General features: G+C 71.3%; 26 protein-coding genes. 7 read left to right on the forward strand and 19 right to left on the reverse strand.

What is annotated here, in order from left to right; genetic code table 11:
• Positions 1–98: 98 nt before the first annotated feature.
• The 4 genes from A37W_RS0113080 to A37W_RS0113095 form a co-directional block, all read right to left on the reverse strand.
• Positions 99–557, reverse strand: coding sequence for a host attachment family protein (locus A37W_RS0113080; protein ID WP_018303484.1), 459 nt, complete (start codon positions 555–557; stop codon positions 99–101).
• A 1-nt stretch (position 558) separates the two neighbouring features.
• Positions 559–795 (reverse strand): hypothetical protein, encoded by a 237-nt coding sequence (locus A37W_RS0113085; protein ID WP_018303485.1) that lies wholly within the window; start codon positions 793–795, stop codon positions 559–561.
• Positions 796–947: 152 nt separating this feature from the next.
• Positions 948–1,550 (reverse strand): superoxide dismutase, encoded by a 603-nt coding sequence (locus tag A37W_RS0113090; protein ID WP_018303486.1) that lies wholly within the window; start codon positions 1,548–1,550, stop codon positions 948–950.
• A gap of 332 nt (positions 1,551–1,882) precedes the next feature.
• Positions 1,883–3,229: a GSCFA domain-containing protein gene (locus A37W_RS0113095; protein ID WP_018303487.1), complete on the reverse strand. Its 1,347-nt coding sequence runs from the start codon at positions 3,227–3,229 to the stop codon at positions 1,883–1,885.
• 209 nt (positions 3,230–3,438) lie between these two features.
• Between A37W_RS0113095 and A37W_RS21910 the strand changes: the two genes are divergently transcribed.
• Positions 3,439–4,593, forward strand: a complete 1,155-nt coding sequence (locus A37W_RS21910; RefSeq protein ID WP_018303488.1) for a glycosyltransferase family 61 protein — start codon at positions 3,439–3,441, stop codon at positions 4,591–4,593.
• Between the two features lie 339 nt (positions 4,594–4,932).
• Here the strand turns inward: A37W_RS21910 and A37W_RS0113105 are convergent, their stop codons facing one another.
• The 6 genes from A37W_RS0113105 to A37W_RS0113130 form a co-directional block, all read right to left on the reverse strand.
• Positions 4,933–5,499, reverse strand: a complete 567-nt coding sequence (locus tag A37W_RS0113105) for a sarcosine oxidase subunit gamma (protein ID WP_018303489.1) — start codon at positions 5,497–5,499, stop codon at positions 4,933–4,935.
• On the reverse strand, positions 5,492–8,488 hold the full coding sequence (locus tag A37W_RS0113110; protein ID WP_018303490.1) for a sarcosine oxidase subunit alpha family protein: 2,997 nt from the start codon (positions 8,486–8,488) through the stop codon (positions 5,492–5,494). The genes A37W_RS0113105 and A37W_RS0113110 overlap by 8 nt, the downstream gene beginning before the upstream one ends.
• Positions 8,485–8,814: a sarcosine oxidase subunit delta gene (locus A37W_RS0113115; protein ID WP_018303491.1), complete on the reverse strand. Its 330-nt coding sequence runs from the start codon at positions 8,812–8,814 to the stop codon at positions 8,485–8,487. Before A37W_RS0113115 ends, A37W_RS0113110 begins: the two co-directional genes overlap by 4 nt.
• A gap of 132 nt (positions 8,815–8,946) precedes the next feature.
• On the reverse strand, positions 8,947–9,369 hold the full coding sequence (locus A37W_RS22900; RefSeq protein ID WP_018303492.1) for a hypothetical protein: 423 nt from the start codon (positions 9,367–9,369) through the stop codon (positions 8,947–8,949).
• Between the two features lie 96 nt (positions 9,370–9,465).
• Positions 9,466–9,651 (reverse strand): hypothetical protein, encoded by a 186-nt coding sequence (locus A37W_RS0113125; protein ID WP_018303493.1) that lies wholly within the window; start codon positions 9,649–9,651, stop codon positions 9,466–9,468.
• A 193-nt stretch (positions 9,652–9,844) separates the two neighbouring features.
• The gene (locus A37W_RS0113130; protein ID WP_373286036.1) at positions 9,845–11,107 is read right to left on the reverse strand and encodes a sarcosine oxidase subunit beta family protein; all 1,263 of its coding nucleotides are present in this window, start codon (positions 11,105–11,107) and stop codon (positions 9,845–9,847) included.
• Positions 11,108–11,589: 482 nt separating this feature from the next.
• Between A37W_RS0113130 and ccmI the strand changes: the two genes are divergently transcribed.
• The 3 genes from ccmI to A37W_RS0113145 are packed head-to-tail and all read left to right on the forward strand — an operon-like array spanning position 11,590 to position 13,537.
• The gene (gene ccmI / locus A37W_RS0113135) at positions 11,590–12,810 is read left to right on the forward strand and encodes a c-type cytochrome biogenesis protein CcmI (RefSeq protein WP_018303495.1); all 1,221 of its coding nucleotides are present in this window, start codon (positions 11,590–11,592) and stop codon (positions 12,808–12,810) included.
• Entirely contained in the window at positions 12,807–13,283 is a 477-nt protein-coding gene (ruvX, locus tag A37W_RS0113140; RefSeq protein WP_018303496.1) for a Holliday junction resolvase RuvX, read from the forward strand. The genes ccmI and ruvX overlap by 4 nt, the downstream gene beginning before the upstream one ends.
• A gap of 29 nt (positions 13,284–13,312) precedes the next feature.
• A complete protein-coding gene (locus tag A37W_RS0113145) occupies positions 13,313–13,537 on the forward strand; it encodes a DUF1289 domain-containing protein (RefSeq protein WP_018303497.1) in 225 nt (74 codons plus the stop codon).
• Positions 13,538–13,728: 191 nt separating this feature from the next.
• Here A37W_RS0113145 and A37W_RS0113150 read toward each other — a convergent pair whose 3' ends face one another.
• From A37W_RS0113150 to dusA, 4 genes are all read right to left on the reverse strand, one after another.
• On the reverse strand, positions 13,729–14,487 hold the full coding sequence (locus tag A37W_RS0113150) for a hypothetical protein (RefSeq protein ID WP_018303498.1): 759 nt from the start codon (positions 14,485–14,487) through the stop codon (positions 13,729–13,731).
• Positions 14,481–15,305, reverse strand: a complete 825-nt coding sequence (locus tag A37W_RS0113155) for a sulfite exporter TauE/SafE family protein (RefSeq protein WP_018303499.1) — start codon at positions 15,303–15,305, stop codon at positions 14,481–14,483. The genes A37W_RS0113150 and A37W_RS0113155 overlap by 7 nt, the downstream gene beginning before the upstream one ends.
• 241 nt (positions 15,306–15,546) lie before the next feature.
• Positions 15,547–15,726, reverse strand: a complete 180-nt coding sequence (locus A37W_RS0113160) for a glycine zipper domain-containing protein (RefSeq protein ID WP_018303500.1) — start codon at positions 15,724–15,726, stop codon at positions 15,547–15,549.
• Positions 15,727–15,739: 13 nt separating this feature from the next.
• Entirely contained in the window at positions 15,740–16,735 is a 996-nt protein-coding gene (gene dusA, locus A37W_RS0113165) for a tRNA dihydrouridine(20/20a) synthase DusA (protein WP_026198486.1), read from the reverse strand.
• Positions 16,736–16,908: 173 nt separating this feature from the next.
• Between dusA and A37W_RS0113170 the strand changes: the two genes are divergently transcribed.
• Genes A37W_RS0113170 through A37W_RS0113180 form a run of 3 tightly spaced genes read left to right on the forward strand, consistent with a single transcriptional unit; the run spans position 16,909 to position 20,098 of the window.
• On the forward strand, positions 16,909–17,886 hold the full coding sequence (locus A37W_RS0113170; RefSeq protein ID WP_018303502.1) for a Bug family tripartite tricarboxylate transporter substrate binding protein: 978 nt from the start codon (positions 16,909–16,911) through the stop codon (positions 17,884–17,886).
• A 20-nt stretch (positions 17,887–17,906) separates the two neighbouring features.
• Positions 17,907–19,469 (forward strand): class I adenylate-forming enzyme family protein, encoded by a 1,563-nt coding sequence (locus tag A37W_RS0113175; protein WP_018303503.1) that lies wholly within the window; start codon positions 17,907–17,909, stop codon positions 19,467–19,469.
• Positions 19,466–20,098: a 2-hydroxychromene-2-carboxylate isomerase gene (locus A37W_RS0113180; protein WP_018303504.1), complete on the forward strand. Its 633-nt coding sequence runs from the start codon at positions 19,466–19,468 to the stop codon at positions 20,096–20,098. Before A37W_RS0113175 ends, A37W_RS0113180 begins: the two co-directional genes overlap by 4 nt.
• 192 nt (positions 20,099–20,290) lie before the next feature.
• Here A37W_RS0113180 and A37W_RS0113185 read toward each other — a convergent pair whose 3' ends face one another.
• The 5 genes from A37W_RS0113185 to A37W_RS0113205 form a co-directional block, all read right to left on the reverse strand.
• Positions 20,291–20,713, reverse strand: a complete 423-nt coding sequence (locus A37W_RS0113185; RefSeq protein ID WP_018303505.1) for a VOC family protein — start codon at positions 20,711–20,713, stop codon at positions 20,291–20,293.
• 39 nt (positions 20,714–20,752) lie between these two features.
• Positions 20,753–21,301: a cupin domain-containing protein gene (locus A37W_RS0113190; protein ID WP_018303506.1), complete on the reverse strand. Its 549-nt coding sequence runs from the start codon at positions 21,299–21,301 to the stop codon at positions 20,753–20,755.
• A 13-nt stretch (positions 21,302–21,314) separates the two neighbouring features.
• Positions 21,315–22,085: a sugar phosphate isomerase/epimerase family protein gene (locus A37W_RS0113195; protein WP_018303507.1), complete on the reverse strand. Its 771-nt coding sequence runs from the start codon at positions 22,083–22,085 to the stop codon at positions 21,315–21,317.
• Positions 22,082–22,573, reverse strand: coding sequence for a VOC family protein (locus A37W_RS0113200; protein ID WP_026198487.1), 492 nt, complete (start codon positions 22,571–22,573; stop codon positions 22,082–22,084). Before A37W_RS0113200 ends, A37W_RS0113195 begins: the two co-directional genes overlap by 4 nt.
• A 117-nt stretch (positions 22,574–22,690) precedes the next feature.
• A complete protein-coding gene (locus A37W_RS0113205; protein WP_018303509.1) occupies positions 22,691–23,938 on the reverse strand; it encodes an ABC transporter substrate-binding protein in 1,248 nt (415 codons plus the stop codon).
• Positions 23,939–23,940: the final 2 nt, after the last annotated feature.

Genomic DNA, 23,940 nt, shown 5'->3' on the forward strand with positions numbered 1-23,940 from the left:
CGCCGAGCCCGTCGAGGCTCCGGCTCGAGGCCGGAGCGGTCATCTGCGGGGGCGCCAGAAAAGGCCGCCGCCGGTTCGCCCGGCGGCAGCCTTCCATGTCACGCCGCGTCGGCGAGCGTGTCCTTCACGATCTTCTCGATCTCGCGCACCGGGTGGTTGGTCAGCACCTTGTGCACCTCGCCCACGATCCGGTCCGACACCTCCTTGTGAAGCGCGGGGCGGATGTTGCCGAGGACCTGCGGTCCCGCCACCAGCACCATCCGGTCGAACCGCCCGCGGTGGGCGTAGCGGTAGAGGATGTCGGCCAGATCGTCGGCGAACCTCTCCTTCTGCAGTTCGTGGAAGTCCGCCTCGTCCATCCCCGAACGCTGGTTCGGCCCGGTGTCGTGGCCGCGGCCCGGGCGGTCGGTCTTCTGCTCGCGGTCGGGCGGGTTCTCCTCGTGCTCCTTGCGGATCACCTCGAGGAACGGGTCCTCGCCGTCGGTGCGGTTCTCCAGGATCAGGGCCTTCTCGCCGTCGGCGACGACGACCCAGTCGCCATTGCGGATGTTCGTCATCTCAGCTGCTCCCCTCGCCGGTGCCGTGGTGACCGCCGAGGTTGCCCTCGCCTTCCTCGTCCTCCTTGGTGACGCGGGTGGCGCCGCCGCCCTTCTGCGACTGCTTCTGCTCGTCGCGGGTGCCGACGTCGGTCTCGAGGTTGCCCTGCCCGCGGCCCTGGTGGTGGGGCTGGTCGAGGTCGGTGGTGAACTCGTCCGTCTCCTTCACCCCGTCCTTGGATTTCACGCGTTCGGCCATGAGTGCCTCCTTCGCTGCGTTCAGGGAGGAAACCCGCCGGAAATGACGCCGGTTCCGCTGGCTGACCGGGCGGCAGCGCATCCTCGCCCGGAATCGGAAAGGGGCTCCCGGGCGATCTGCCCGGGAGCCCCCCGATCCGTCGGGCGAGGCGCTTACATGCGGCTGGCGACGTTCTCCCAGTTCACCAAGTTGTCGAGGAAGTTCGACAGGTAGGCCGGGCGCTTGTTGCGGAAGTCGATGTAGTAGGAATGCTCCCACACGTCGCAGCCCAGCAGAGCGGTCTGGCCGAAGCACACCGGGTTCACGCCGTTCTCGGTCTTGGTGACCTTCAGCGAGCCGTCCGTGTCCTTGACCAGCCAGGCCCAGCCCGAGCCGAACTGCCCGGCGCCGGCGGCGGAGAAGTCGTCCTTGAACTTCTGCACCGAGCCGAAGCTGTCGGTGATCGCGCTCTCCAGCTCGGACGGCATGGCGCCGCCGCCGTTCGGACCCATCATCTCCCAGAACTGGTTGTGGTTCCACAGCTGGCTGATGTTGTTGAAGATCCCGTTCTGCGCGACCGCGTTCGGGTCGTAGGTGCCCTTGATGATCTCCTCGAGCGACTTGTTCTCCCACTCGGTCCCGGCAATCGCCTTGTTGCCGTTGTCGACATAGGCCTTGTGGTGGAGGTCGTGGTGATACTCGAGCGTCTCCTTCGACATGCCCTTCGAGGCGAGCGCGTCGTGGGCGTACGGAAGGTCGGGAAGTTCGAAAGCCATGGGGTCCTCGCTTGACTTGAATGAGGTTGGGGCCGCGCACACCAAACGGGGCGCGGGCGGAAAGGTCAATGGCGCGACGGGGCAACGGGCGCGGGGGGACGGCGGTTCCGCAGGTGGGGGGGCAAGTGGGGAGCCGTCGGGCGCCCGCGCACAGTTGACGGCTCAGCCCACCGGATACCCGTCCCGGCCTCGAGCCGGGACCCCGAGAGGATGAAGAGCTCCGGCCCGCGAGGCCCCGGGTCAAGCCCGGGGCGGGACGCCCATGTCACGGTCGCCGATGCCGTAGGGTGGACGAAACCCACCTCTCCCGGGCCGTGGTGGGGATCACCCACCTACACCCAGGTCACCTTGTCGCGGAACTCCGACCGGCCCGGGAACGCCGTCTCGTGCCGCTGCAGCAGCGACCGCGCCTCCTGCCGCATCCGCATCGGGCGGCACAGCATGATCATCCGTTCCAGCGCGTCGTGGCGGCCCGGCGCGATCTCCGCCGCCTTGGTCAGGGCGTCGAAGCTCTGCTGCAGCTGCTCCAGCCGGCGCGCGGCCGTCGCCTCGACCATCAGCACCTCCACGTCGGCGTCCGCCAGCTCGCGGTTGGCGGCGCACAGATCCACGATTTCCTGAAAATGGTTGAGCTTCATCAGCATCTTCAGCGACGCCCGCAGCCCCTCGGAGGTGAGCAGGCCCGGCGCCTCGGCCGCCTCGGCCCCGTCGACGTAGGAGACCAGCACGTTCGACATGATCCGGTTCACCACGTCGGGCGAGACATGGCGGTAGTCGTTCCGCGCCCAGGCGACGGTGGGGTTCGACAGGGTCACGAACTCGTAGCTGGGGAAGTAGTCGACGCCCTCCTTGCCGAGCACGAACTCGTCCAGCGCGGCGCGCTGCACCGACTTGGAGTAGGCGTTGGCGACCAGCACGTCCATGTCGCGGAAGGTCGCCAGCAGCGGCACCGGCGACACCGTCACCAGCATCTTGAGCGGCTTCGTGCGGTGCTTCACCAGCAGGGCGTACAGCTCCTCCAGCCCGCCGAGGACGTCGCTGTAGCTGAGGACCCGGAACTCGAACCGGTCCGGCTCGGCCTTGATGAGCTGAACGGGCGGCACGACGTTGAGGTAGAGGCCGAGCCTGCGGTCGTACCACGTCTCGACGTAGCCGAGCGTCAGGATGATGACGTCCGCGTCCTTCACCGCCGCCATCGCGTCGAGGTAGCGGTGACGGAAGGCGAGGATCGTCTCGAGGTCGAAGTCGAGCCGCGCCATGCCGAGCTGCGGGTCGCAGTAGCGGCCCTTGCCGATCTCGTAGATCACGTCGGCGCCGGGGAAGGTCTCGCGCTCCAGCGCCCAGCGGATCTCGTTGGTGACCGAGTGGATCGAGTACTTGTTGAAGAAGTTCGCGGCGTCGCCGAGGCTCTCGCCGACGTCGCCCAGTTCGAACTCGCGGCTGAGGACGCGCTTTCCGGCCCCTTCCAGCGCCTTCTCGACGTTGCGGGCGAAGCAGCTGCCGATGGCGAAGACCGTGTCGCCCTCGGCGATCCGGAACGATGGCGTCACCGTCGGCGAGGCCAGCGGATACAGACGCTCGCCGTCGCGCTCGGGCGCGGGAAAGCGGCGCAGCGCGTTGCCCTTGGCCCGGACGAACGCCTCTTCGGCGGTGATCCTCTCGATGTTCTCTACGCCCATGGCGGACACGCCCTCTGCTCCGGCCCGGCCGGTCCCTCGTGCGTGGAGACCGTTCTGTCCCGCGGGCGAGCCTACGCCGCGGCGGACAGGGCATTCAATAGCAGCAATTCTGGCGTTTTTCGGGGCGGGATCGCCACATCTATGGACAAGGTGCGACCCGTCCACCTAGTGCTGGCGCGGGCATCCAGCGAACCGACGAGGGCCGAAAGATGGGCACCGGCACCGCATCCGCACCGACCGTCCCCGACCTCTCGGGCTCCATCGCGGACCGGATCGACCTGATCGAGGGCGCGTTCGTCGTGCCGCCGGCAAAGGGCCTCGGCAACCGGTCGGTGCAGCGCTCGGGCGTGCTGACGCCGGACGGCGCGCTGGTGGAGAACTCGGTGACGTGGCGCGGAATGGCCCAGGTGACGATGGCGCCCGCGATGCCGGAAGGCGACATCGCGGACCTGCCAGGCACCTGGATGTTCCTCGGGCCGCTCTTCGGCCATTTCGGCCATTTCCTGGTGGAGAGCATCAGCCGGATCTGGGCCTACGGCGCCCTGAAGGACCGGATCGACGGCGTCCTCTACGTGCCGAAGTTCCAGAACCGGCCCGGGCACGTGATGAACGTCTATCGCCCGTTCCTGCAGGCCCTCGGCGTCGACTGCGAGATGCGCAACATCGAGGATCCGACGCGGGTGGAGCGGCTCTACGTGCCCGGCCAGGGCTTCGGCATGTTCCAGATGATCGAAGGGGCGCCCGAGTTCCGCGACTTCGTCCGCGCCCATGCCGGCAAGGGCATCGCGCCCCAAGGCGCGGAGAAGATCTACGTCTCGCGCTCCGCTCTGCCCCCGGTCCGCGGCTCGATCCTCGGCGAGGCGCTGCTGGAAGAGCGGCTGAAGGCCGAGGGCTACGAGGTCTTCCATCCGCAGAAGCACTCCCATGCCGAGCAGATCGCGGCCTATCGCGCCGCCCGGCAGGTCATCGCGGTGGATTGCTCGCCGCTGCATCTGCTCGCGCTCGTGGGCCACGCCGACCAGAAGGTGGCCGTGATCGCGCGCCGGGATGGACATCTCGACGACATCTTCGCGCGGCAGATCCGGGCGTTCCAGGGCGCGGAGGCGACGGCGATCGACCTTCTGCGCCGGAACTGGATCGAGGAGCACGCAAGCGGTCCCTCGCGCACCAGCTGGGGCGAGATCGACTTCGCCGAGCTGGGGCGGCGGCTGAATGCGGCGGGGCTGATCGCGGGCGGACTGGACTGGCCGGACCTGACCGACGCGCAGATCGCGGCGGAGGTCGCGCGGATCTCCGACGGCGTCGGCGTGCCGTTCAGGCCCTGGGCCGGACCGCCGGGGACGGCGCCGGTGGAGGAGGAGTGAGGGGGTCTGGGGGGCCCGTGCGCGCCGCTCGGGGTGCGCGCGAGCTCGGGCGGTTCCGGATCACGGAAAACCCGCCCCGGCCTTGAGCCGGGGCCTCGCCGGACCTGGCGGGTCACCTGAATTGCGCGAGGTCCCGGGTCGGGCCCGGGACGGGCCATTCTCGACCGGACGGACCCGCCCCGGCCCCGAGCCGGGGCCTCGCCGGACCTGGCGGGTCACCCGAATTGCGCGAGGTCCCGGGTCGGGCCCGGGACGGGGCTCTTTGCTGTACGGCCCGCCCCGGCCCCGAGCCGGGGCCTGATCGACAGAGCGCAGCGGCCGTCCCATTCCCCGGCCGCCTCAGCCGTAGAACCCCACCTCGCCATCCTTCGCCGATGCGGCCAGCAGGCCGAACACGTACTCCGCCACCGAGCGGAAGCAGATCACCTGGGCGCGCTCGTCCGTCTCCAGCCAGAAGGCGGCGGCGACCTGCCCGAGGCGGGTCCGGCGGAAGGCGCCGACCGGGAAGGCGCCCCGCGACAGGTCCACCGGCGCCAGCTTGGCGAGGACGTCGCGCACGCCCGGGCCCTCGACCTCGATCACCGCGCGGGCGTCCGAGACGTCGGCGGCGAGGTGATGCACGCCTTCCAGCTTCTCGCCCAGCGCCGACACCAGCCCGCCCCCCGCGCCGTAGGGCGCGACCAGCAGCAGCTCGTCCGGCGACATCCACAGGAGCGCGCGCTCGCCCTTCATCGACGCCCTGCCCCGCTCCGGCAGGTGGACGCCCGCGACCTCGCCGACCGTGCGCTGCACCGCCTCGTCCGAGAGGTCGGCGCGGATCGTGACCATGCCGCGCAGGCCGCCGTCGCGGACCTGCACCCGCGCGCCGTCCTCGCGGCCCCAAAGGGCGCTCACCGCCTCAGCCATGCAGCTTCTCCCCGTCCTTGTCGTAGAGCACCGGATCGACGATGCGCGCCTTCACCGGCGCGCCGTCCACGCGGTTGAACTCGATCACCTCGCCCATCCGCTCGGGCCCCCGCCGGACGAGGCCCATCGCGATGCCGCGCCCGAAGGTCGGCGAATGGTAGGTCGAGGTGACCCGCCCCTGCACGTTCCGCTGGCCGTTCGCGTTGGTGCCGTCCGCGACCGCGTAGGCCCCTTCCGGCAGGACCGAGCCGTCCAGCGTCTCGAGCCCCACCAGCTTCCACCGCTCGGGGTCCGCCATGTGGGTCCGCTGCTGGCCGCGCTTGCCGATGAAGTCGTCCTTCTTCTTCGAGATCGCCCAGTCGAGGTTCAGGTCCTGCGGGATCACCGTGCCGTCGGTCTCGTCGCCGATCATGATGAAGCCCTTCTCGGCGCGCAGGATGTGGAGCGCCTCGGTCCCGTAGGGCATGGCGCCGAACTCGGCGCCTTCAGCGACCAGCCGCTCCCAGAACTCCAGCCCGCGGCTGGCGGGGACGGCGATCTCGTAGGAGAGCTCGCCGGAAAAGGAGATGCGGAAGACGCGCGCGGGAAAGCCGCCGATCTCGCCCTCGGCCCAGGCCATGAAGGGCAGCGCCTCCTTGCTGACGTCCATGCCGCCGAGCTTTTCCAGCACCTTGCGGGCGTTCGGGCCGACGACGGCAACCTGGGCGTACTGCTCGGTGACGTTCGCGACGTAGACGCGCCAGTCCCACCATTCGGTCTGGAGCCATTCCTCCATGTGGGTATGGATGCGGTCGGCCCCGCCGGTGGTGGTGTGGCAGAGCCAGGTATCGTCCGACAGGCGGGCGACGACGCCGTCGTCGATGAGGAACCCGTTTTCGGAGCACATGAGGCCGTAGCGGCACTTGCCGACAGGCAGCGAAGACATGACGTTGGTATAGAGCATGTCGAGGAAGCGGCCGGCGTCCGGCCCCTTGACGACGATCTTGCCCAAGGTCGAAGCATCAAGCAGGCCAAGGGCTTGCCGGGCGTTCTTCACCTCGCGGTTCACCGCCTCGTGCCGGTCTTCGGTACCCCTGCGGTAGCAGAAGGGCCGCCGCCACTGGCCGACCGGCTCCCAGTCGGCGCCGTGCGCCTCGTGCCAGCCGTACATCGGCGTGCGGCGGACCGGCTGGAACAGCTCGCCCCGCGCGACGCCGGCGATCGAGCCCATCGAGATCGGCGTGTAGGGCGGGCGGAAGGTCGTCGTGCCGACCTGCGGGATCGGCGCGTTCAGCGATTGAGACAGGATCGCCAGGCCGTTGATGTTGCTCAGCTTCCCCTGGTCGGTCGCCATGCCGAGCGTGGTGTAGCGCTTGGCGTGCTCGACGCTCTCGTAGCCCTCGCGCGCGGCAAGGGCGACGTCCGAGACCTTCACGTCGTTCTGGTAGTCGAGGAACATCTTGGACCGCAGCGCCTGGCCGGCGCCCTGCGGCATGGTCCAGACCTGCATCAGCGGCTCTTCCGCCGGTTCGGAGACGGCCGGCGTCTCGTCCGCCTCGCCGCCGCTGGAGGCTGCGCCGGCCCGGGCAGCGTCGGCGAGGACCGCGGAGGTGGCGAACTCGCCGTTGGCGGCGCCGGCGGGGATGACGAAGCCCGAGCCGTCCTGGTCGGTCGGCGGGCGGGACGTGTCGGGGCGGAACATCGCCGCGGCGTCGTCCCAGGTCAGCTTGCCGCCGCAGTGCGACCACAGGTGCACGACCGGCGACCAGCCGCCGGACATGGCGACCGCGTCGCAGGCGATCTCCTCCAGCACCGAGCCCTCGCCCGCCTGCAGGCAGACCGCGACGCCGGTGACGCGACCGCGGCCCTTCACCTTGGCGATGCCGCGGCCGGTCTCGACCCGAAGCCCCATCGCGCGGGCGCGCTTCGGCAGCTCGCCGTCCGCGGAGGGCCGGGCGTCGAGGATCGCGGGCACCATCAGCCCCGCCTCGGCGAGCGCGATGGCGGTGCGGTAGGCGTCGTCGTTGTTGGTGACGATCACGGTCCGGTCGCCGGGGCTGACGCCCCAGTTCACGACATAGTCGCGCACGGCAGAGGCGAGCATCACGCCGGGGATGTCGTTGCCGGCGAAGGAGAGCGGACGCTCGATCGCGCCGGTGGCGGTGATCGTGCGGGCGGCGCGGATGCGCCACAGGCGGTGCCGCGCGCCCGCGGGGTCGGCGAGGTGATCGCCCAGCCGCTCGTATGCGAGGACGTAGCCGTGGTCGTAGACGCCCGCGCCCATCGTCCGCAGGCGCAGGTCGACGTTCTCCATCCCTTCAAGCGCCTGTACGGCGTTCCTCACCCAGATCGCGGCCGGCAGGCCGTCGATTTCGGCCCCGTCCACCGGCGCGCGGCCGCCCCAGTGGGCGGTCTGCTCGACCAGCAGCACCCGCTTGCCGGACCGGCCGGCGGTCAGCGCGGCCTGCAGGCCGGCGATGCCGCCGCCGACGACAAGCACGTCGACGTAGGCGTGGAAATGCTCGTAGGTCGATCCGTCCCGCCCCCGCGGCGCCTTGCCGAGGCCGGCGGAGCGGCGGATGAAGGGCTCGTAGACGTGCTTCCAGAAGGCGCGCGGCTGCTTGAACATCTTGTAGTAGAAGCCGGCCGGCAGGAACCGCGACAGGCGGACGTTGATCGCGCCGACGTCGTAGTCGAGCGACGGCCAGTGGTTCTGGCTCTCCGATTCCAGCCCGGCGAACAGCTCCTGCGTCGTCACCCGCTGGTTCGGCTCGAACGTCGCGCCCTGCCCCAGCCCGACGAGGGCGTTCGGCTCTTCCGCGCCGGAAGCCACGATGCCGCGGGGGCGGTGGTACTTGAACGAGCGGCCGACGAGCATCTGGTCGTTCGCCAGCAGCGCCGAGGCGAGCGTGTCGCCGACATAGCCGGTCATCCGGCGGCCGTTGAAGCTGAAGGGAACGGCGCGGCTGCGGTCGATCAGCCGGCCGCCGCGGGCGAGGCGCGTGCTCATGCGAACTCCCTCCAGGACCAGCCGGGACGCCTTTCGAAGATCACCGCCCGAATATCGTCCGGCGGCGCGGAAACCTGCGCGGAATAGGTGCCGAACACCTCCAGCGTGGCGGTGTCGCGGGCGACGTGGAACCACTTGCCGCAGCCATAGGCGTGGCGCCATCGCTCGAAATGCACGCCCTTGGGGTTCTCGCGCAGGAACAGGTATTGCTCGAACGCCCTGTCGTCCGACCCCGGCCCCTGCCGCTTCAGGTGGGCCTCGCCGCCGCCGACGAGTTCGGTCTCCTCGGCGGCGACGCCGCAACAGGGACAGGTGAGGGTCAGCATGGGCGGCCTCCAGCGCACGCGGAAAGGGCGGACGCCGCGCGGCGCCCGCCCTCGATGACAGGACATGGCGTAGCGGACGCCGTCGGGCGCCCGCTCGCGATCAGGACGGCGCGGGAGTGTCCCGCGGCCGGATCAGTTGCCGGTGGTCTCTTCTTCCACCTCGGCCTCGACCTCGTCGGCCGCGCCTTCGACGGCGTCGCCAGTGTCCTCCACGGCGTCGGCCGTGTCGTTGGCAGCGTCCTCGGCAGCTTCTTCGGTCGCAGCGGCGGCGTCGTCGACGGTCTCCTCGGTCGCGGCGGCGGCGTCGTCGACCTCGACCGCGACGTCGTCGGCAGCCTCCTCGACGTCGGTGCCGACGTCTGCGGCCGCATCCTCGGCCGCGGCCTCGGTCGGCGTGTCGGCGTCACCGGTGAACAGCCAGAACAGCACGATGACCACGATGACCACAGCCGCGAGGATGAAGGCGATCGAGCCGCCCCCGGACTTCTTCGTGGTGGTCGTGGTGGTGCTGCTGGACGACGTGGTCCGCGGATCGTTCGGGCGCGGATCGGCCATGATGTCTTCTCCTTTGAGCGGTCGATTGGCCGCTCAACGGATCGTGAAGCCGAACGGTTCCCGAGGCCCGGAACCGGTCGGCGGGAGCCCGCCGGGTCAGCCCCCCGCGGCTGCCAGCGCAGGCGGCTCCGGCAGGTGATCGGGCGACGGAACGGACCCTGCCCCGCGACTGTCGAAGAAGGCGAGCACGAGGATGACGATGGCGATGAAGCTGACGACGAAGAGGGCGACGCCGCCGCCGGACGCGGGACGGCCGCCGGGGCGCGAAGTGTAGTCGACCATGGGCGAATCTCCGATTTGCGCCCCTTCTGTCGCGCCGCATTGCGGCACGGAAAAGATGGGCCGGAGATATCCACAGGACATGGGCGGCGGCCGGCCGATCGACCCCCCAAGGGTGCGCCGCAGGACGCCGATGCGTGGCTTGGGCGCAACAGGCCGGCAGCCCGCGGCGGGGGATCGGCGGCGATCCGCATGGTCAGTGCGCCACCCCGGCGGCCACGCTCTCATCGATGAAGCGACCTTCGCGGAAGCGATCCATCGAGAACGGCGCCGCCAGCGCCCCCGGCTCTCCCTTGGCGACCAGCTCGGCCATCGCCCAGCCGGAGCCGGGGATCGCCTTGAAGCCCCCCGTCCCCCAGCCGCAATTGACGAAGATGTTCCGCACCGGCGTCTTCGACAGGATCGGCGAGCGGTCGCCGGTCATGTCGACGATCCCGCCCCATTGCCGCAGCATCTTGAGCCGGCTGATGATCGGAAAGGTCTCGATCAGCGCGCGCACCGTTTCCTCGATGTGGTGGAAGCTGCCGCGCTGGGTGAAGGCGTTGTAGCCGTCGGTGCCGCCGCCGATCACCATCTCGCCCTTGTCGGACTGGCTCATGTAGCCGTGGACGGTGTTGGCCATGACGACCACGTCCATGCACGGCTTGATCGGCTCGGAGACGAGGGCCTGCAGCGGCATCGCCTCTATCGGCATGCGGAAGCCGGCGAGGCCGCAGACCTGCCCGGTGTGGCCGGCGACGACGATGGAGAGCTTGTCGCAGGCGATCTCGCCCTTGGTGGTGCTGACGCCGGACACCGCACCGTCCGCGCCGCTGCGGTGGATCGCCGTCACCTCGCATTGCTGGATGATGTCCATGCCCATCTCGCTGCAGGCGCGGGCATAGCCCCAGGCGACCGCGTCGTGCCGGGCGGTGCCGCCGCGCGGCTGCCACAGGGCGCCGAGGACCGGGTAGCGGGGGCCCTCGATATGGATGATCGGGCACAGCTCCTTCACCCGCTCGGGGCCGATGAACTGGGTCTCGACGCCCTGCAGCGCGTTCGCGTGGGCGGTGCGCCTGTAGCCGCGGACCTCGTGCTCGGTCTGGGCGAGCATCATGACGCCCCGGGGGGAGAACATGACGTTGTAGTTCAGGTCCTGGCTCATCGTCTCGTAGAGCGAGCGCGACTTCTCGTAGATCGCGGCCGAGGGGTCCTGCAGGTAGTTGGAGCGGATGATCGTGGTGTTGCGGCCGGTATTGCCGCCGCCGAGCCAGCCCTTCTCGAGGATGGCGACGTTGGTGATGCCGAAGTTCTTCCCGAGGTAGTAGGCGGTGGCGAGGCCGTGGCCGCCCGCGCCGACGATGACGACGTCGTATTTCGCCTTCGGCGCTGGCGAACGCCACGCCCGCTCCCACCCCTGGTGGTGGCGCATCGCCTCGCGGGCGATGGCGAAGACGGAATAGCGTTTCGTCACGGCGATTCCCCTGCCCCGTGGACCCCTGGCGTTCCTCGCGACTGATAGGGCGGATGGCAAGGTTCGGCGCGGCCCGGAGGCGTCACGATATCGGGTGAAACCGACATTGCGGCGGGGTGTCGCGGGCGGAGCGACGGGTCGGGCCGTGCGCCGGATCGGGGCGGCGTTCCATCGCGCCCGGAACACCCGCCCCGGGTCTGACCCGGGGGGCCCCGCGGGGTGGAGCGCATGGGCGCGTCGAGGTCCCGGGGCGGGCCCGGGACGGGGGCCTCCGTGGGGCAATCGTCGAACTCAAGGCCCCGACCCGGACTCAGCTGCGAAGAAACCCGGACAGCGTCTGGCCTCCGCTGACGCTGCCCTCCCTCGCGCTTTGACTCGTCCAGCGACCGCCGCATCGCCGTCGCGCCCATCCGGCGCACCCCGGCCCCCTTCCCGCGGCGGCGGGGCGCCGCTAGACAGGGCGGACCCGACAGGAGCCGCCCGCCCGCATGCTGTTCTGGATCGTCATCGTCCTTCTCGCGTTCGCCGTGTCCGGCTTCGCGGTCTGGCCGCTGCTGCGCCGCCCCGCCGGCCCCGCGGAGGAAAGCGACGTCGCGCTCTACCGCGAGCAGCTGGCCGAGGTGGACCGCGACCTCGCCCGCGGCACGATCGGCACGGAGGAGGCCGAACGGGCGCGGACCGAGATCGCCCGCCGCCTGCTCGCCGCCGACCGGGCCGGCCCCGCCCCGCTGGCCGAGGCGCCGCGCGGCGCGACCCGCGCGCTCGCCGTCGCCGCCCTCGTCGTCGTCGGCGGCGGCAGCCTCGCGCTCTACGCGACGCTGGGCCGGCCCGACCTGCCCGACTGGCCGCTGCAGGACCGCCTCGCCCGGGCCGAGGAGCTGCGGGCGACCCGCATCCCGCAGGAGGAAGCCGAGGCGATCGTCGCGGCCCGCGCCGCCGAGGCGCCGGACCCGGCGGAGGAGTTCCCCGAGGACTACATGGCGATGGTCGAGCAGCTGCGCGAGATCGTCCCGACCCGCCCTGACGACCTCGGCGGTTGGGAGCTGCTGGCGCGGCACGAGGCGCTGACCGGGCGGTTTCCGCAAGCCGCGCGGGCGCAGGCGCACGTGCTGGAGCTGAAGGGCGACGCGGCGACGGCCGAGGACCACGCCCGGCTCGCCGATCTTCTCGTCGCGGCGGCGGGGGGCTTCGTCTCCGCCGAGGCCGAGGCGCAGGCGCGGATCGCTCTGGAGACGGACCCGACCAATTCCAGCGCCCGCTACACGCTGGGGCTTCTCTACGTGCAGACCGACCGGCCCGACCTCGCCTTCCGTCTGTGGCGGCCGGTGGCCGAGGGCGGCGCGCCGAACGCGGTGCAGACCCGCCTGGCCCGCAGCCAGATCGAGTCGGTCGCGGCGGCGGCCGGCATCGACTACCGGCTCGAGACGCCCCGCGGCCCGTCCGCAGCGGACATGGCAGCGGCGGAGGAGATGGACCCGGAGGCCCGCGCGGCGATGGTCGAGGGGATGGTGCAGCAGCTATCGGACCGGCTCGCCTCCGAGGGCGGACCGGCCTCGGACTGGGCCCGCCTCATCGCCTCTCTCGCCGTCCTCGGCGACATGGAACGGGCGCAGGCGATCCTCGCCGAGGCGCGCGAGGTATTCGCGGACTCGCCCGACGCGATCGCTGAGATCGAGGCGGCGGCGGACGCGGCGGGGCTGACGCCATGATCTGCGACGACGCGACACGCTTCGCCGCCGCCCTGCCCCGCACCGGCGCGCTGGCCGGGCTCGACCTCGGCACCAAGACGATCGGCGTCGCGGTGTCGGACGGCCTGCGCTCGATGGCGAGTCCGCTGGAGACGATCCGGCGGACGAAGTTCGGCGCCGACGCGGCGGCGATCCTGAAGATCGCGCAGGGCCGCGGGCTGGCCGGGATCGTCCTCGGCCTGCCACTCAACATGGATGGGTCGGAGGGGCCGCGGGTGCAATCGACCCGCGCCTTCGCCCTGAACCTTTCGCGCCTGACCGACCTGCCCATCGCCTTCTGGGACGAGCGGCTGTCGACCGTCGCGGCCGAACGGGCGCTGCTGGAGGCGGATACGTCCCGAAAACGTCGCGCCGAGGTGATCGACCATGTCGCGGCCTCTGTCATCCTGCAGGGGATGCTGGACCGCCTGCGGCACCTCGGGGGGCTTTCGTGACGAAACCTGAATCCACGGATCGCATCTGGATGCGCGCCGAGATCGAGAGCCCCTGCGTCAGGACCTGCGTCGTGCATCCCGAGGCGCGGATCTGCGTCGGCTGCCACCGCACGATCGACGAGATCGGCCGCTGGACCCGGATGACGCCGGAAGAGCGGCGGGCGGTGATGGAGGAGTTGCCGGAGCGGGCCGGCCTCCTGAGGCGCCGCCGGGGCGGGCGTGCCGGGCGGATGGAGCGGAGCGGCGAGGAGTAGCGAGTGGGGGGTGAATCCCCGGCCGCGCGCGTGGTCAGCGGCTGTCCGCAGCCATGCTGCCCGCGATACCCGCCCCGGCCTCGAGCCGGGGCCTCGCGCGGACTTGGGCGACTGCCGCTCTGAAGCGGCGCGGGGTCCCGGGTCAGGCCCGGGACGGGGTCACGGATGGATCAATGGCCGCCTATCGCCGCTCAGGGCTCCCGCAGCCAGGCGCGGACATCCCCCAGGACCGGGCGGAAGTAAGCCACCAGCCGCCCCTCCGGCGGCGTGACAACGGCGTCCTTCCACGGCGCGACCCCGTGGATCAGCAGCCGGTGCATCAGGACCGACTCCCCCGGCTGCATCGGCAGCTCCACCCGCTCGCAGGTGTCGAACACCTCGGCCCGCGCCTCGCGGTAGATCTGCGTCACGTCCGTCTCCGGCCACAGCGCGGGCGGCAGGCCGGCGAAGGCGGCGAGGAAGGCCTCGCGGATGACCTCGTGGCTGCCGGGCCAGACGACGAGGGGGCTGGCGGCGGTCGCGGTCAGCGGAAGGCCGAGGACGAAGGCGTGGGGCTCGCGCAGGTGGCGCCGCCCGTCCTCGGCCAGAAGGCCGTCGAGATGGGCGGAGTCCCGGCGCAGGCGGAAGCGGTGGGCGGCGTCGGTGTCGTTCGGGTCGCGGCCGGGATAGCCCGGGAACACCGCGGACAGCTGCGCCCGGTGCAACGGCCGGGGCAGCGTCACCGCGTCCTCCCAGGGACCGGCGAGGGGCACGTCGCCGATCGACCCGTCCTCGCCCGTCGGCAGGGAATCGACGCCCACGAACCAGGTCCCGTCGTGGCGCAGCCACCGCGCCCGCTCGTCGGGGTCCGCCAGCACCCCCGCCGCCGCCGCCTTCGCCGCCGCGGCCCAGGCGGCGACGCGCCGGTCCGGGCGGTAGTGGATCAGGCCGTCGTCCGCGAGGCTCACCATCCCAGCGCCTTGCGCAGCATGTTGAGCGCGACGAGCGTGAGGAACACGCCGAAGATCCGCTTCAGCCGGGCGGCGTCGGTGCGGTGCGCCAGCTCCGCCCCCCAGGGCGCGGTGATCAGCGTCATCGCGATGACGAGGCCGAAGGCGACGAGGTTCACGGCGCCGATCGTCAGCGGCGGCCGCCCGCCGGGCGGCATCTCCACCAGCAGGAACCCGGCCACCGACGGCACGGCGATCAGGAGGCCGAAGCCCGCCGCGGTCGCCACCGCGCGGTGGATGGGCATCCCGTAGAGCGTCATCGTCGGCACCCCGAACGAGCCGCCGCCGATGCCCATGAGGACCGACAGGAAGCCGATCGACGGCGACAGAGCCCAGCGGGCGGGGCCGGTCGGCATCCGCTCTCCCAGGCGCCAGTGCGACCGGCCGAAGATCATGTACAGCGCGACGACCAGCGCCAGGATGCCGAAGATCGCCTGCAGTTCGCGCGAGCGGAGCGACGCGGCGACCCAGACGCCGAACAGGGCGCCGACCGCGATCCCCGCCGCCCAGCCCCGCAGCACCGACCAGTCCACCGCGCCCTTGCGGTTGTGCGACAGGACGGAGCGGATCGAGGTCACGATGATCGTCGCCAGCGAGGTGGCGAGGCACATCTGCATCAGCTGCGGGCTGTCGTAGCCCAGCGCCGAGAAGGCGTAGAAGAACGCCGGCACCAGGATGATCCCGCCCCCGACGCCCAGAAGCCCGGCCAGCACGCCGGCGAACGCGCCGATGGCGAGGAGCATCAGCCCCATCTGGATCAGGAGGGAGGTGTCGGGCATCGAAAGGCTCCTGCGCGGCGCCCGCCCTTGGTGGCGGGAAACCGCGCCGGCCTCAAGGCGCGTCGTACGCCTCCCGACGGCCCCGGTCGGCCGGCCAGGGTTGGATCAGGGTCAGTTCGGCCGCTATGCCCGGGTCGAGCCGATCAGAGCAAGCTCCCGCCAGCGAGATGACCGTCGCGCGCGAAGCAGAGCCGATGAAACGAAGCTCCAGTCGGCATCGCGCCCGCCGGGCGGGCCGGCATCAGGATGCGTCGTCATCGCCTTTCGACTTGCGCAGATCCTCGCCGGCCTCGCGGAAGGCGAGGCCGAAGGCGACCCCGATCCCGATGCCGATGGCGATGCCCGCGCCGATACTGTCCATCGCGACGCCCAGCGCCACGCCGATCCCGATGCCGATCGCTATTCCCGCGCCCATCGTCATGCCGGCCCTCCGGTCACGCCGCCTCGGCGGCCTCCGTCACGAAGGACAGCGCGCGCTCCACCACGTCGGTTCCCGCGCCGTCGCGCGTGCCCTCCTCGGACAGGGTCCGCCGCCAGCCGCGGGCGCCCGGGCGGCCGAGGAACAGGCCCAGCATGTGCCGCGTCACCTGGTGCAGCCGGCCCCCGGCGGCGAGGTGCGCCTCGATGTAGGGCAGCATCGCGGCGACCGCCTCCTCGGCGGACGTCGCGGCGCTTTCGCCCCAGATTGCGGCATCGGCCGCAGCGAGAATACCTGCCGGATCATGGTACGCCGCCCGCCCGACCATCACGCCGTCCATCCCCGCGGCGAGATGGGCCTTCGCCTCGTCCAGCGAGCCGACGCCGCCGTTCACCGACAGGTGCAGGTCGGGGAACTCCGCCTTCATCCGGTGGACCAGCGGGTAGTCGAGGGGCGGGACGTCGCGGTTCTCCTTCGGCGACAGTCCCTGCAGCCACGCCTTGCGGGCGTGGATCGCCACACGCCGCACGCCTGCATCGCGGATCGTCGACAGGAAGGCCGGCAGCACCTCCTCCGGCTCCTGGTCGTCGACTCCGATGCGGCACTTGACCGTGACCTCGACCGGAGAGGCCGCGATCATCGCCGCGACGCACTCCGCGACGAGGTCGGGCGACTTCATCAGGACCGCGCCGAACGCGCCCGACTGCACCCGGTCGGACGGGCAGCCGCAATTGAGGTTGATCTCGTCGTAACCCCAGTCCGCGCCGATCCGCGTCGCCTGCGCCAGTTCGCCGGGGTTCGACCCGCCCAGCTGCAGGGCGACGGGATGCTCGACCGGGTCGAACCCCAGCAGCCGTGCGCGGTCGCCGTGGAGCACCGCGGGCGCGGTGACCATCTCGGTATAGAGCAGCGCGTGCCGGCTGAGCTGCCGGTGCAGGACGCGGCAGTGACGGTCGGTCCAGTCCATCATCGGCGCGACGGAAAGGCGGGCGGAGGTCGGGTCGGGGCGCATGGGGCGGAGGTAGGCAAAGCGAAGGTGCGGGGCAAGTGTGGAGCGCCGGTGCCGGGGGGCGCCGGGGGTCGAAGTTCGAGGGGGGGGGGCCGACGGAGCGCAGACGATGCGCGTTGCGCGATATAAGTACTCCTGATACCCTTGCGGCAGGCATCTGCTTTGGGAGGAGCATCATGGGCTTTCTGCATGGGTTTTCGCGCCGCGCGCTCGGTGCCGGCATTGCGCTGGGACTGGCGGCCTCGGCCGCCGCCGCGCAGGATTATCCGAGCGAGGACATCACGCTGCTGACCGGCTTTCCGCCCGGGTCGGGCGCCGACGTGCTGGTCCGCTACTTCGCCGACAAGCTGGACGACCTCGCCGGCGTCAACGTGGTGGTCGAGAACAAGGCCGGGGCGGCCGGGAACATCGGCGCCGAGGCGCTCGTGAATTCCGACCCCGACGGCTACACGATGTACATCCACGCCGCGAGCTCGATCGCCGCGAACATGCACCTGTTCAAGGATCCGCCGGTCGACGTCGCCAACGAGATCCAGATCGCGGCGACGCTCAACAATCAGGCCTTCATGCTGATCGTGCCCGCCTCCAGCCCCTTCCAGACGGTCGAGGAGCTGATCGCCGGGATGCAGGAGGCCGGGGACGCCGGCACCTACGGGCGGTCGAACACGACCGGGCAGGTCATGTCGCGCATCTTCGCCGAGGCGGCCGATCTGCAGACGGTCGAGGTCGCCTACGGCACCGACACCGACATGATCGTCGACCTGGAATCGGGCATCGTCGACTTCGCGATGATGAACCCGGTCTTCTCGCTGGCGCAGGCGGCCGAGGGGCGGGTGCGGATCCTCGCCGTCTCCACCCCCGAGCGGCTGCAGGCGGCGCCCGAGTACCCGACCTTCGCCGAGGCGGGCGTGCCCGAGCTGGTGATGCTCAGCTGGTTCGCGGTGATGGTGCCGAAGGAGACGCCGGAGGACGTGGTCGACACGATCAACGGCTGGTTCAACGAGATCCTCGCGATGGACGAGACGGTGGAGTTCCTGAACCGCAACGGCGGCGATCCCTTCATCTCGACCCCCGAAGAGGGGCAGGCCCTGCTGGAGCAGCAGATCGAGGACTGGGAAGGCTTCGTCGCCGTCGCCGGCATCGACCCGGTCTGACCCGGACGGACGGCCCCGCGATGAGACCAGACGACCTCGCCGGGCTGTCGCCCTTTGCCGGAACGGACGCCGCGCGCTGGATCGACCAGCGCGCGGCGGTGCATCCGGACCGGCCGATGCTGGTCTGGGCCCCGCCCGAGGGGCCGGGGCGGATCTGGAGCTACGCCGAGGCCGCGGACGCGGTCGCGCGGCTGGCGGGGGGCATGGCGGCGCGCGGCATCCGGCCGGGCGACCGGGTGCTGCTGCATCTGGAGAACGGGCCCGAGACCCTGCTCGCCCGCTTCGCCTGCGCCCGCCTCGGCGCGGTCGCGGTGCTGTCCAACGCGATGGCGACCGGGCCGGAGCTGGCGGCGAAGATGGAGATCACGGGACCACGCGCCGCCGTCACGAGTTCCACGATGGCGCCGGTGATCGCCGCCCACGCGCCGCGCCCGCTCGACTGGATCGCCGCGACCGGCGACGCGCCGGAGGGCGCCCTGCCCGTCGACGCGCTTTACGGCGATCCCCAGCCGGCCCGCGACCCCGATCCGGCGGCGCCGGCGCTCATCCTCTTCACCACCGGCACCACCTCGCGCCCCAAGGCGGTGCTGTGGACGCACGAGAACCTCCTCTGGGCGGCCAGCCTCGGCGCCCGGCAGCAGGGGTTCCTGCCCGCCGACGTGGCGCTGGCCTTCCTGCCGCTGTTCCACGTCGTCGGCTTCTCGTGGCTGGTGCTGCCGACGCTGTGGGTCGGCGGGACCGTGGTCCTGCAGCCCCGCTTCTCGGCCTCGCGCTTCTGGCCGCTGGCGGTGGAGCACAAGGCGACGGTCGCCGCGCAGGTGCCGTTCACCCTGAACGCGCTGGCGGCACAGCCGGCGCCCGAAACCCACGACTTCCGCCTGTGGATCGTCAACCGGCAGGTGCCGGAGGCGCAGGCCCGCTACGGCATCCCACGCGTCTCGTCGGCCTGGGGCATGACCGAGATGGTGTCGCAGCCGATCCTCGGCGACAGCGACGGCACGACGGGCGACGGCGCGATCGGCCGCCCCTCGCAGGGCTACCGGGTGCGGATCGTGGACGAGGACGGCGGGGACGTGGCCCCTGGAGAGATCGGCGAGCTGGCGGTGGGCGGCGTGCCCGGCCGCTCGATCTTCGCCGAGTATGTCGGTCGGCCGGAGACGACGGCGGAGGCGTTCGACGGCAGCGGCTTCTTCCGCACCGGCGACCGGGTGCGGCAGGATCCGGATGGCGCGATCCGCTTTGTCGACCGCATCAAGGACGTCATCAAGGTCGGCGGCGAGGGCGTCTCCGCCGCCGAGATCGAGGCGGTCATCGCCGCCGTGCCGGGCGTGGCCGAGGTCGCCGTCGTCCCCCGCCCCGATCCGATGCGGGGCGAGGTGCCGGTCGCCTTCGTCGTGGCGACGGACGGATCCGATCCGGACGCGGTCTGCGCCACGATCCGCGCGGCCTGCGCCGAGCGGCTGGCGCGCTTCAAGCAGCCAGCCGAGCTGCGCCTGCTGGACGCGATCCCCCGCGTCGGCTTCGGCAAGATAGCCAAGGGGGAGCTGGGGCGGCTGGCAGCGGAAGGGGCCGAGGTACCGTGACCGAGGTCGAGTTCTGGTTCGATCCGATCTCTCCCTATTCCTACCTCGCGACGACGCAGATCGACGCGCTGGCCGCGCGCCACGGGGCGACCGTGCGCTGGCGGCCGGTGCTGACCGGGATCACCGTGACCAGGGTGATGGGGCTGAAGCCGATCCCGCAGGTGCCGCTGAAGTCCGACTACTCCCGCTTCGACCTCGCGCGGCTGGCGGCGATGTTCGGCGTGCCGCTGAACCGGCATGGCCTGGCGCAGGTCAGCCCGCTGCCGGCCGCCCGGGCCTTCCTGTGGCTGGACGCGCGCGACGAGGCGCAGGCGCGGGCGCTGATCCGAACGCTGTCCGCCCGCCTGTGGGTCGACGGCGTGGACATCGGCGCGCCGCAGGCCGTGGTGGCCGAAGCCGCTGCGCTGGGGGCCGATGGCGATGCCCTCGCCGCGGCGCTGCAGGGGCCGGAGCTGAAGCGGCGCCTCTCGGAGGCGGTCGACGCCGCCATCGCCCGCGGCGTCTTCGGCGTGCCCTTCTTCATCGTCGGGAGCGAGCCGCTCTGGGGTGCCGATCGTCTCGGCATGCTGGAGTTCCGCCTGCGCGAGGGCCGCTGGCCCGGCCCGGGCGAGTGGGGGCTGGGCGGCTGAGGCGGCGCCACGGGCGGCCCTGCAGGTCGCCCGCCCTCGGCCGCCCGGCCGGCGCGTCGCCCGGTCCCGGCGGCCCGCCCGGAGCGTCGCCCGGCGCGGCGCGACGCGCGATCCGGCGGAGGCGCCGGGTTAGGCCCGGCAGGGTCCGGCGATGCCGCGCACGGATGGCCGGGCACCGGGTCGCCGGCGCTCCTACCAGTCGGCCTCGCGGGTGCCGCCGGTGAACTGGGCGCTCGCGTCCGTATACTGGAAGATCTCGATCTTCACTCCATTGGGGTCGTCGACCCAGGCCTGCCAGGTCTCGTCCACGCCCTTCTTGGGCTCGGTCGGCTCGATCCCCTGCCCGCGCAGATGCTCGACCGCGGCGGCAAGATCCTCGACCTCGAGGCACATGTGGTTGATCTGGTTCCTGCCGCTGTACTCGGCCGAGGCGTTCTCGAACACCTCGACGAAGGTCCGGTTGCCGGCGTCGAGGTAGAAGCCGAAGATCCGCCCCTCGCGGGTGAAGTCGAAGACAGTCTTCATGCCGAGCGCGTCCTCGTAGAAGCGGCGCGTCTCCTCCACGTCGCGGGCGAAGATGCAGACGTGGGCGAGCTGTTTCAGTCCGATGGTCATGGGGTGTCCCTGAAGCATGAGAGGGCGCGGGCCGGGCGGTCAGCCCAGCCCGTCGCGGAAGTCGTTGAGGCCGGCGTCGACGCTGGACGGCGCGTCGATCCAGTCCTGCATGGCGGCGCCGGTGACCGGGTCCGTCGCCGGGATCGGCAGCATCATGATCCGCTTGGCCGCCTCGCGCGCGGCGACGTCGTCCAGCCGGTCGCCGCGCATGTTGTCCCAGTCGCGACCCTCGGGATAGCCGCCGACGACGAGCACGTCCTCGGACCCGCCCGTCATCTCGTGCGACACGCCCGCGGGCATCACCACGGCGTCGCCCGCCTCCAGCCGGACCTTCACGCCGCCGGAGACGGAGAGGTGCAGCTCCATCCAGCCGCGCGCGACGCCGAGGACCTCGTGGGTGGTCGAGTGGTAGTGCGCGTAGTCGTAGATGCCCGGATACTCCCAGTTGTTCGTCCATCCGTTGCCGCGGAAGACGTCGCGGACCGTCTCGGCCCCGCCGCCGGGGATGGCGCCGCGGTGGATCAGCAGGGGAAAGCGGCTGTTGGGGACGTGTCTTTCGGGGCGCGAGGTGTGGCGTTCTGTCTGCATGTCTGTCCTCTCCTCAGGCGCCGCCGGCGAGGCCGAGGCGGCGCATCTCCGTGGCCGAGCGGGCGGCGAAGTCGCGCCAGTCGGCGGGGTTGTCGTGTTCCGCGACCACGTGGGTCGCGGCGGTGGCGCGCATCAGCGGCACCAGCCCGTCCCAATCTATGATCCCGTCGCCGGTGGCGCGCCAGCCGTCCTCGGTCCCCCTGCCCTCCGGGCCGGCGGTGTCCTTCAGCTGGATCGCGACGATGCGGTCCGCGTAGCGGCGCAGCTCCTCGGCCGGGTCGGCGCCGCCGCGGACGATCCAGCCGATGTCGATCTCGAACTTCACCGCGTCGCTGACGCCGAGGATGTGGTCGATGGGCCGCGTGCCGTCGGGCAGCGCCGCGTATTCGAAATCGTGGTTGTGCCAGGCAACCGTCAGGCCCCGCTTCGCCGCCTCGTCGGCGCCGCGGGCCAGCGTCTCGCCGACGCCGCGCCAGAAGTCCGGCGTGTCCTGCCGCTGCTCGGCCGGGACGAAGGGCGGGATCAGCACCTCGGCGCCTATCTCCTCGGCGATGTCGCACCAGCGGGCCGGGTCGGCGGCGAGGCCGTCCAGCGGCATGTGAAAGCCGATGATCCGCATCCCTGCCGCCTCGACCGCGCGGCGGAAGGCGGCGGGGCCCGACTCGTAGGCGGGCAGCCACGGCTCGATCGCGTCGTAGCCCATCGCCGCCAGCTCGGGCAGCTGCGCCTCCAGCGGGGGGAAGTTGCGGGACGAGTAGATTTGATAGGCGAGGGGATAGGTCATTCGGCCGCCTGCCCCTGCGGTTCCTTGTCCTTGTCGAACTCCAGGAGCTCGATCATCACGCCGAGGTCGGGAACGGTGTCGTAGTAGGCGTAGCGGCCGTGGCCGCCGTCGAACTCGCCCCGCTGCAGCAGGCGGTGGCCCTTGCCCTCGAGATACTCGTTCCGCTTCGTCAGGTTGCGGGTGCGGAAGGCGATGTGGTGGCAGCCGGGGCCCTTCTCCTCCAGCAGGTCCCGCCAGGCGCTCTTCTCGGGGCCGGGTTGCAGGAACTCCACGTCGATGTTGCCGAAGGCGAACATGCGGATGGTGCAGCCGACGCGGGCGGGCTGGCCGTCGTAGATCGCCTGCGCCTCGTCGGGATCGGCCGCCCTGCCCTCGGGGGGCATCTCCTTGCCGGTGAGGTCGGCGAACCAGCGGGCGGATTTCTCGGCGTCGTGGGTGACGAAGCAGATCTGCATCACCTCGTCCCGGTCGAGCAGTCGTGAGTCCATGTCGGTGTCCATCATCGGGGCGCACGCCGCCCGGGCGTCCGGGGGCGCGGCGGGTGTCGGTGATCTGGTGGCCGGGCGGCCGAGGGAGAAAGCGGCCGCCCGGTCCGTGGCCGATCCTCAGCCGAGGATCAGGTCGTAGTTGCTCTTCATCTGCTCGATGGCCTCGTCGGCGGTCATCGAGGGGTCGGACCAGTAGTTGAAGAGGACGTCCCACAGCGAGGACTGCCAGTCTGCGTCGACCATCGTGTGCGGGTTCGCTACCTGATGCTCCGGATCCTCGAGGTAGCCGAGGACGGCCTGGCTACAGGCGTCGATCTCGCCCGCCGCGTCGAGGCGGACGGGGGTGGAGCCCTTCTCGGCCGCGAACTGCGCCTGCACCTCGGGGTCGAGGACGACCGAGGCAAAGTCGAGCTCGGCCGCGTCCATCGCCTCGGACTGGTCGCCGAGGACGCCCCAGGCGTCGACGGTCACCGGCACGGCGATGGCGCCGGGGATCTGCATGCAGCCGAAATCTTCCCCCGCGACCTTGCCGGCGGCGGTCCATTCGCCCTTCATCCAGTCGCCGTGGATCTGCATCAGCGCGTCGCCGGTGATGACCATGTTGGTGGTCACGTTCCAGTCACGGTTGACCGAGCCCTCGTCCGCGGCCTCCTGGAAGCGGCGCAGCCAGTCGAGCGTGAGGCGCATCTCCTCGCTGTCGATCATGTCCGGGTTCACCTCGCCGCCGTAGATGGCGTTGTAGAACTCCGGCCCCGCGACCGAGGCGGCGATGGCGTGGGTCAGGTAGCCGATCTGCCATTGCTGCGCGCCGATGGCGATCGGCACGACGCCCGCCTCGCGGATCGTGTCGAAGTCGGCGAACATGGCGTCGAGGCTGTCCCAGGCGGCCGGGTCGATGCCCAGCTCCTCGGCCACGTCCATGTTGTAGTAGACCATGCCGTCGATGTGGATCGCGGTCGGGATCTTCATGATCTCGCCGTCGACGGTGATGCTGTCGATGACAGACGAGGGCAGATGCTCGAGGTAGCCGCCCGCCTCGTACCAGTCGGTCAGCGGCCGGGCGAGCCCCATGTCGGCCAGGTCGCGGTAGAAGCCGGGGCTGGATTCCAGGAACACGTTCGGCGGGTTGCCCCCGGTCACGAGGTTCAGCAGGCTGACGTTGGAACCGGTGTCGTGCGGGATCGCGATGTCGGTCCAGGTGTGGCCCATCGCCTCGAAGTTGTCCTTCAGCACGTTGAGCGCCGCCACCTCCGGCCCCGAGGACCAGTTGTGGAAGATAATCACCTCCTCGGCCATGGCGGCCGGGGCGATCGCGGTGCCGCACAGCAGCGCCGCGGCGAAGCGGGTCAGTCGGGTCGTCGTCATGT

The sequence above is a fragment of the Wenxinia marina DSM 24838 genome (genome assembly GCF_000379485.1).
GTDB classification, from domain to species: domain Bacteria; phylum Pseudomonadota; class Alphaproteobacteria; order Rhodobacterales; family Rhodobacteraceae; genus Wenxinia; species Wenxinia marina.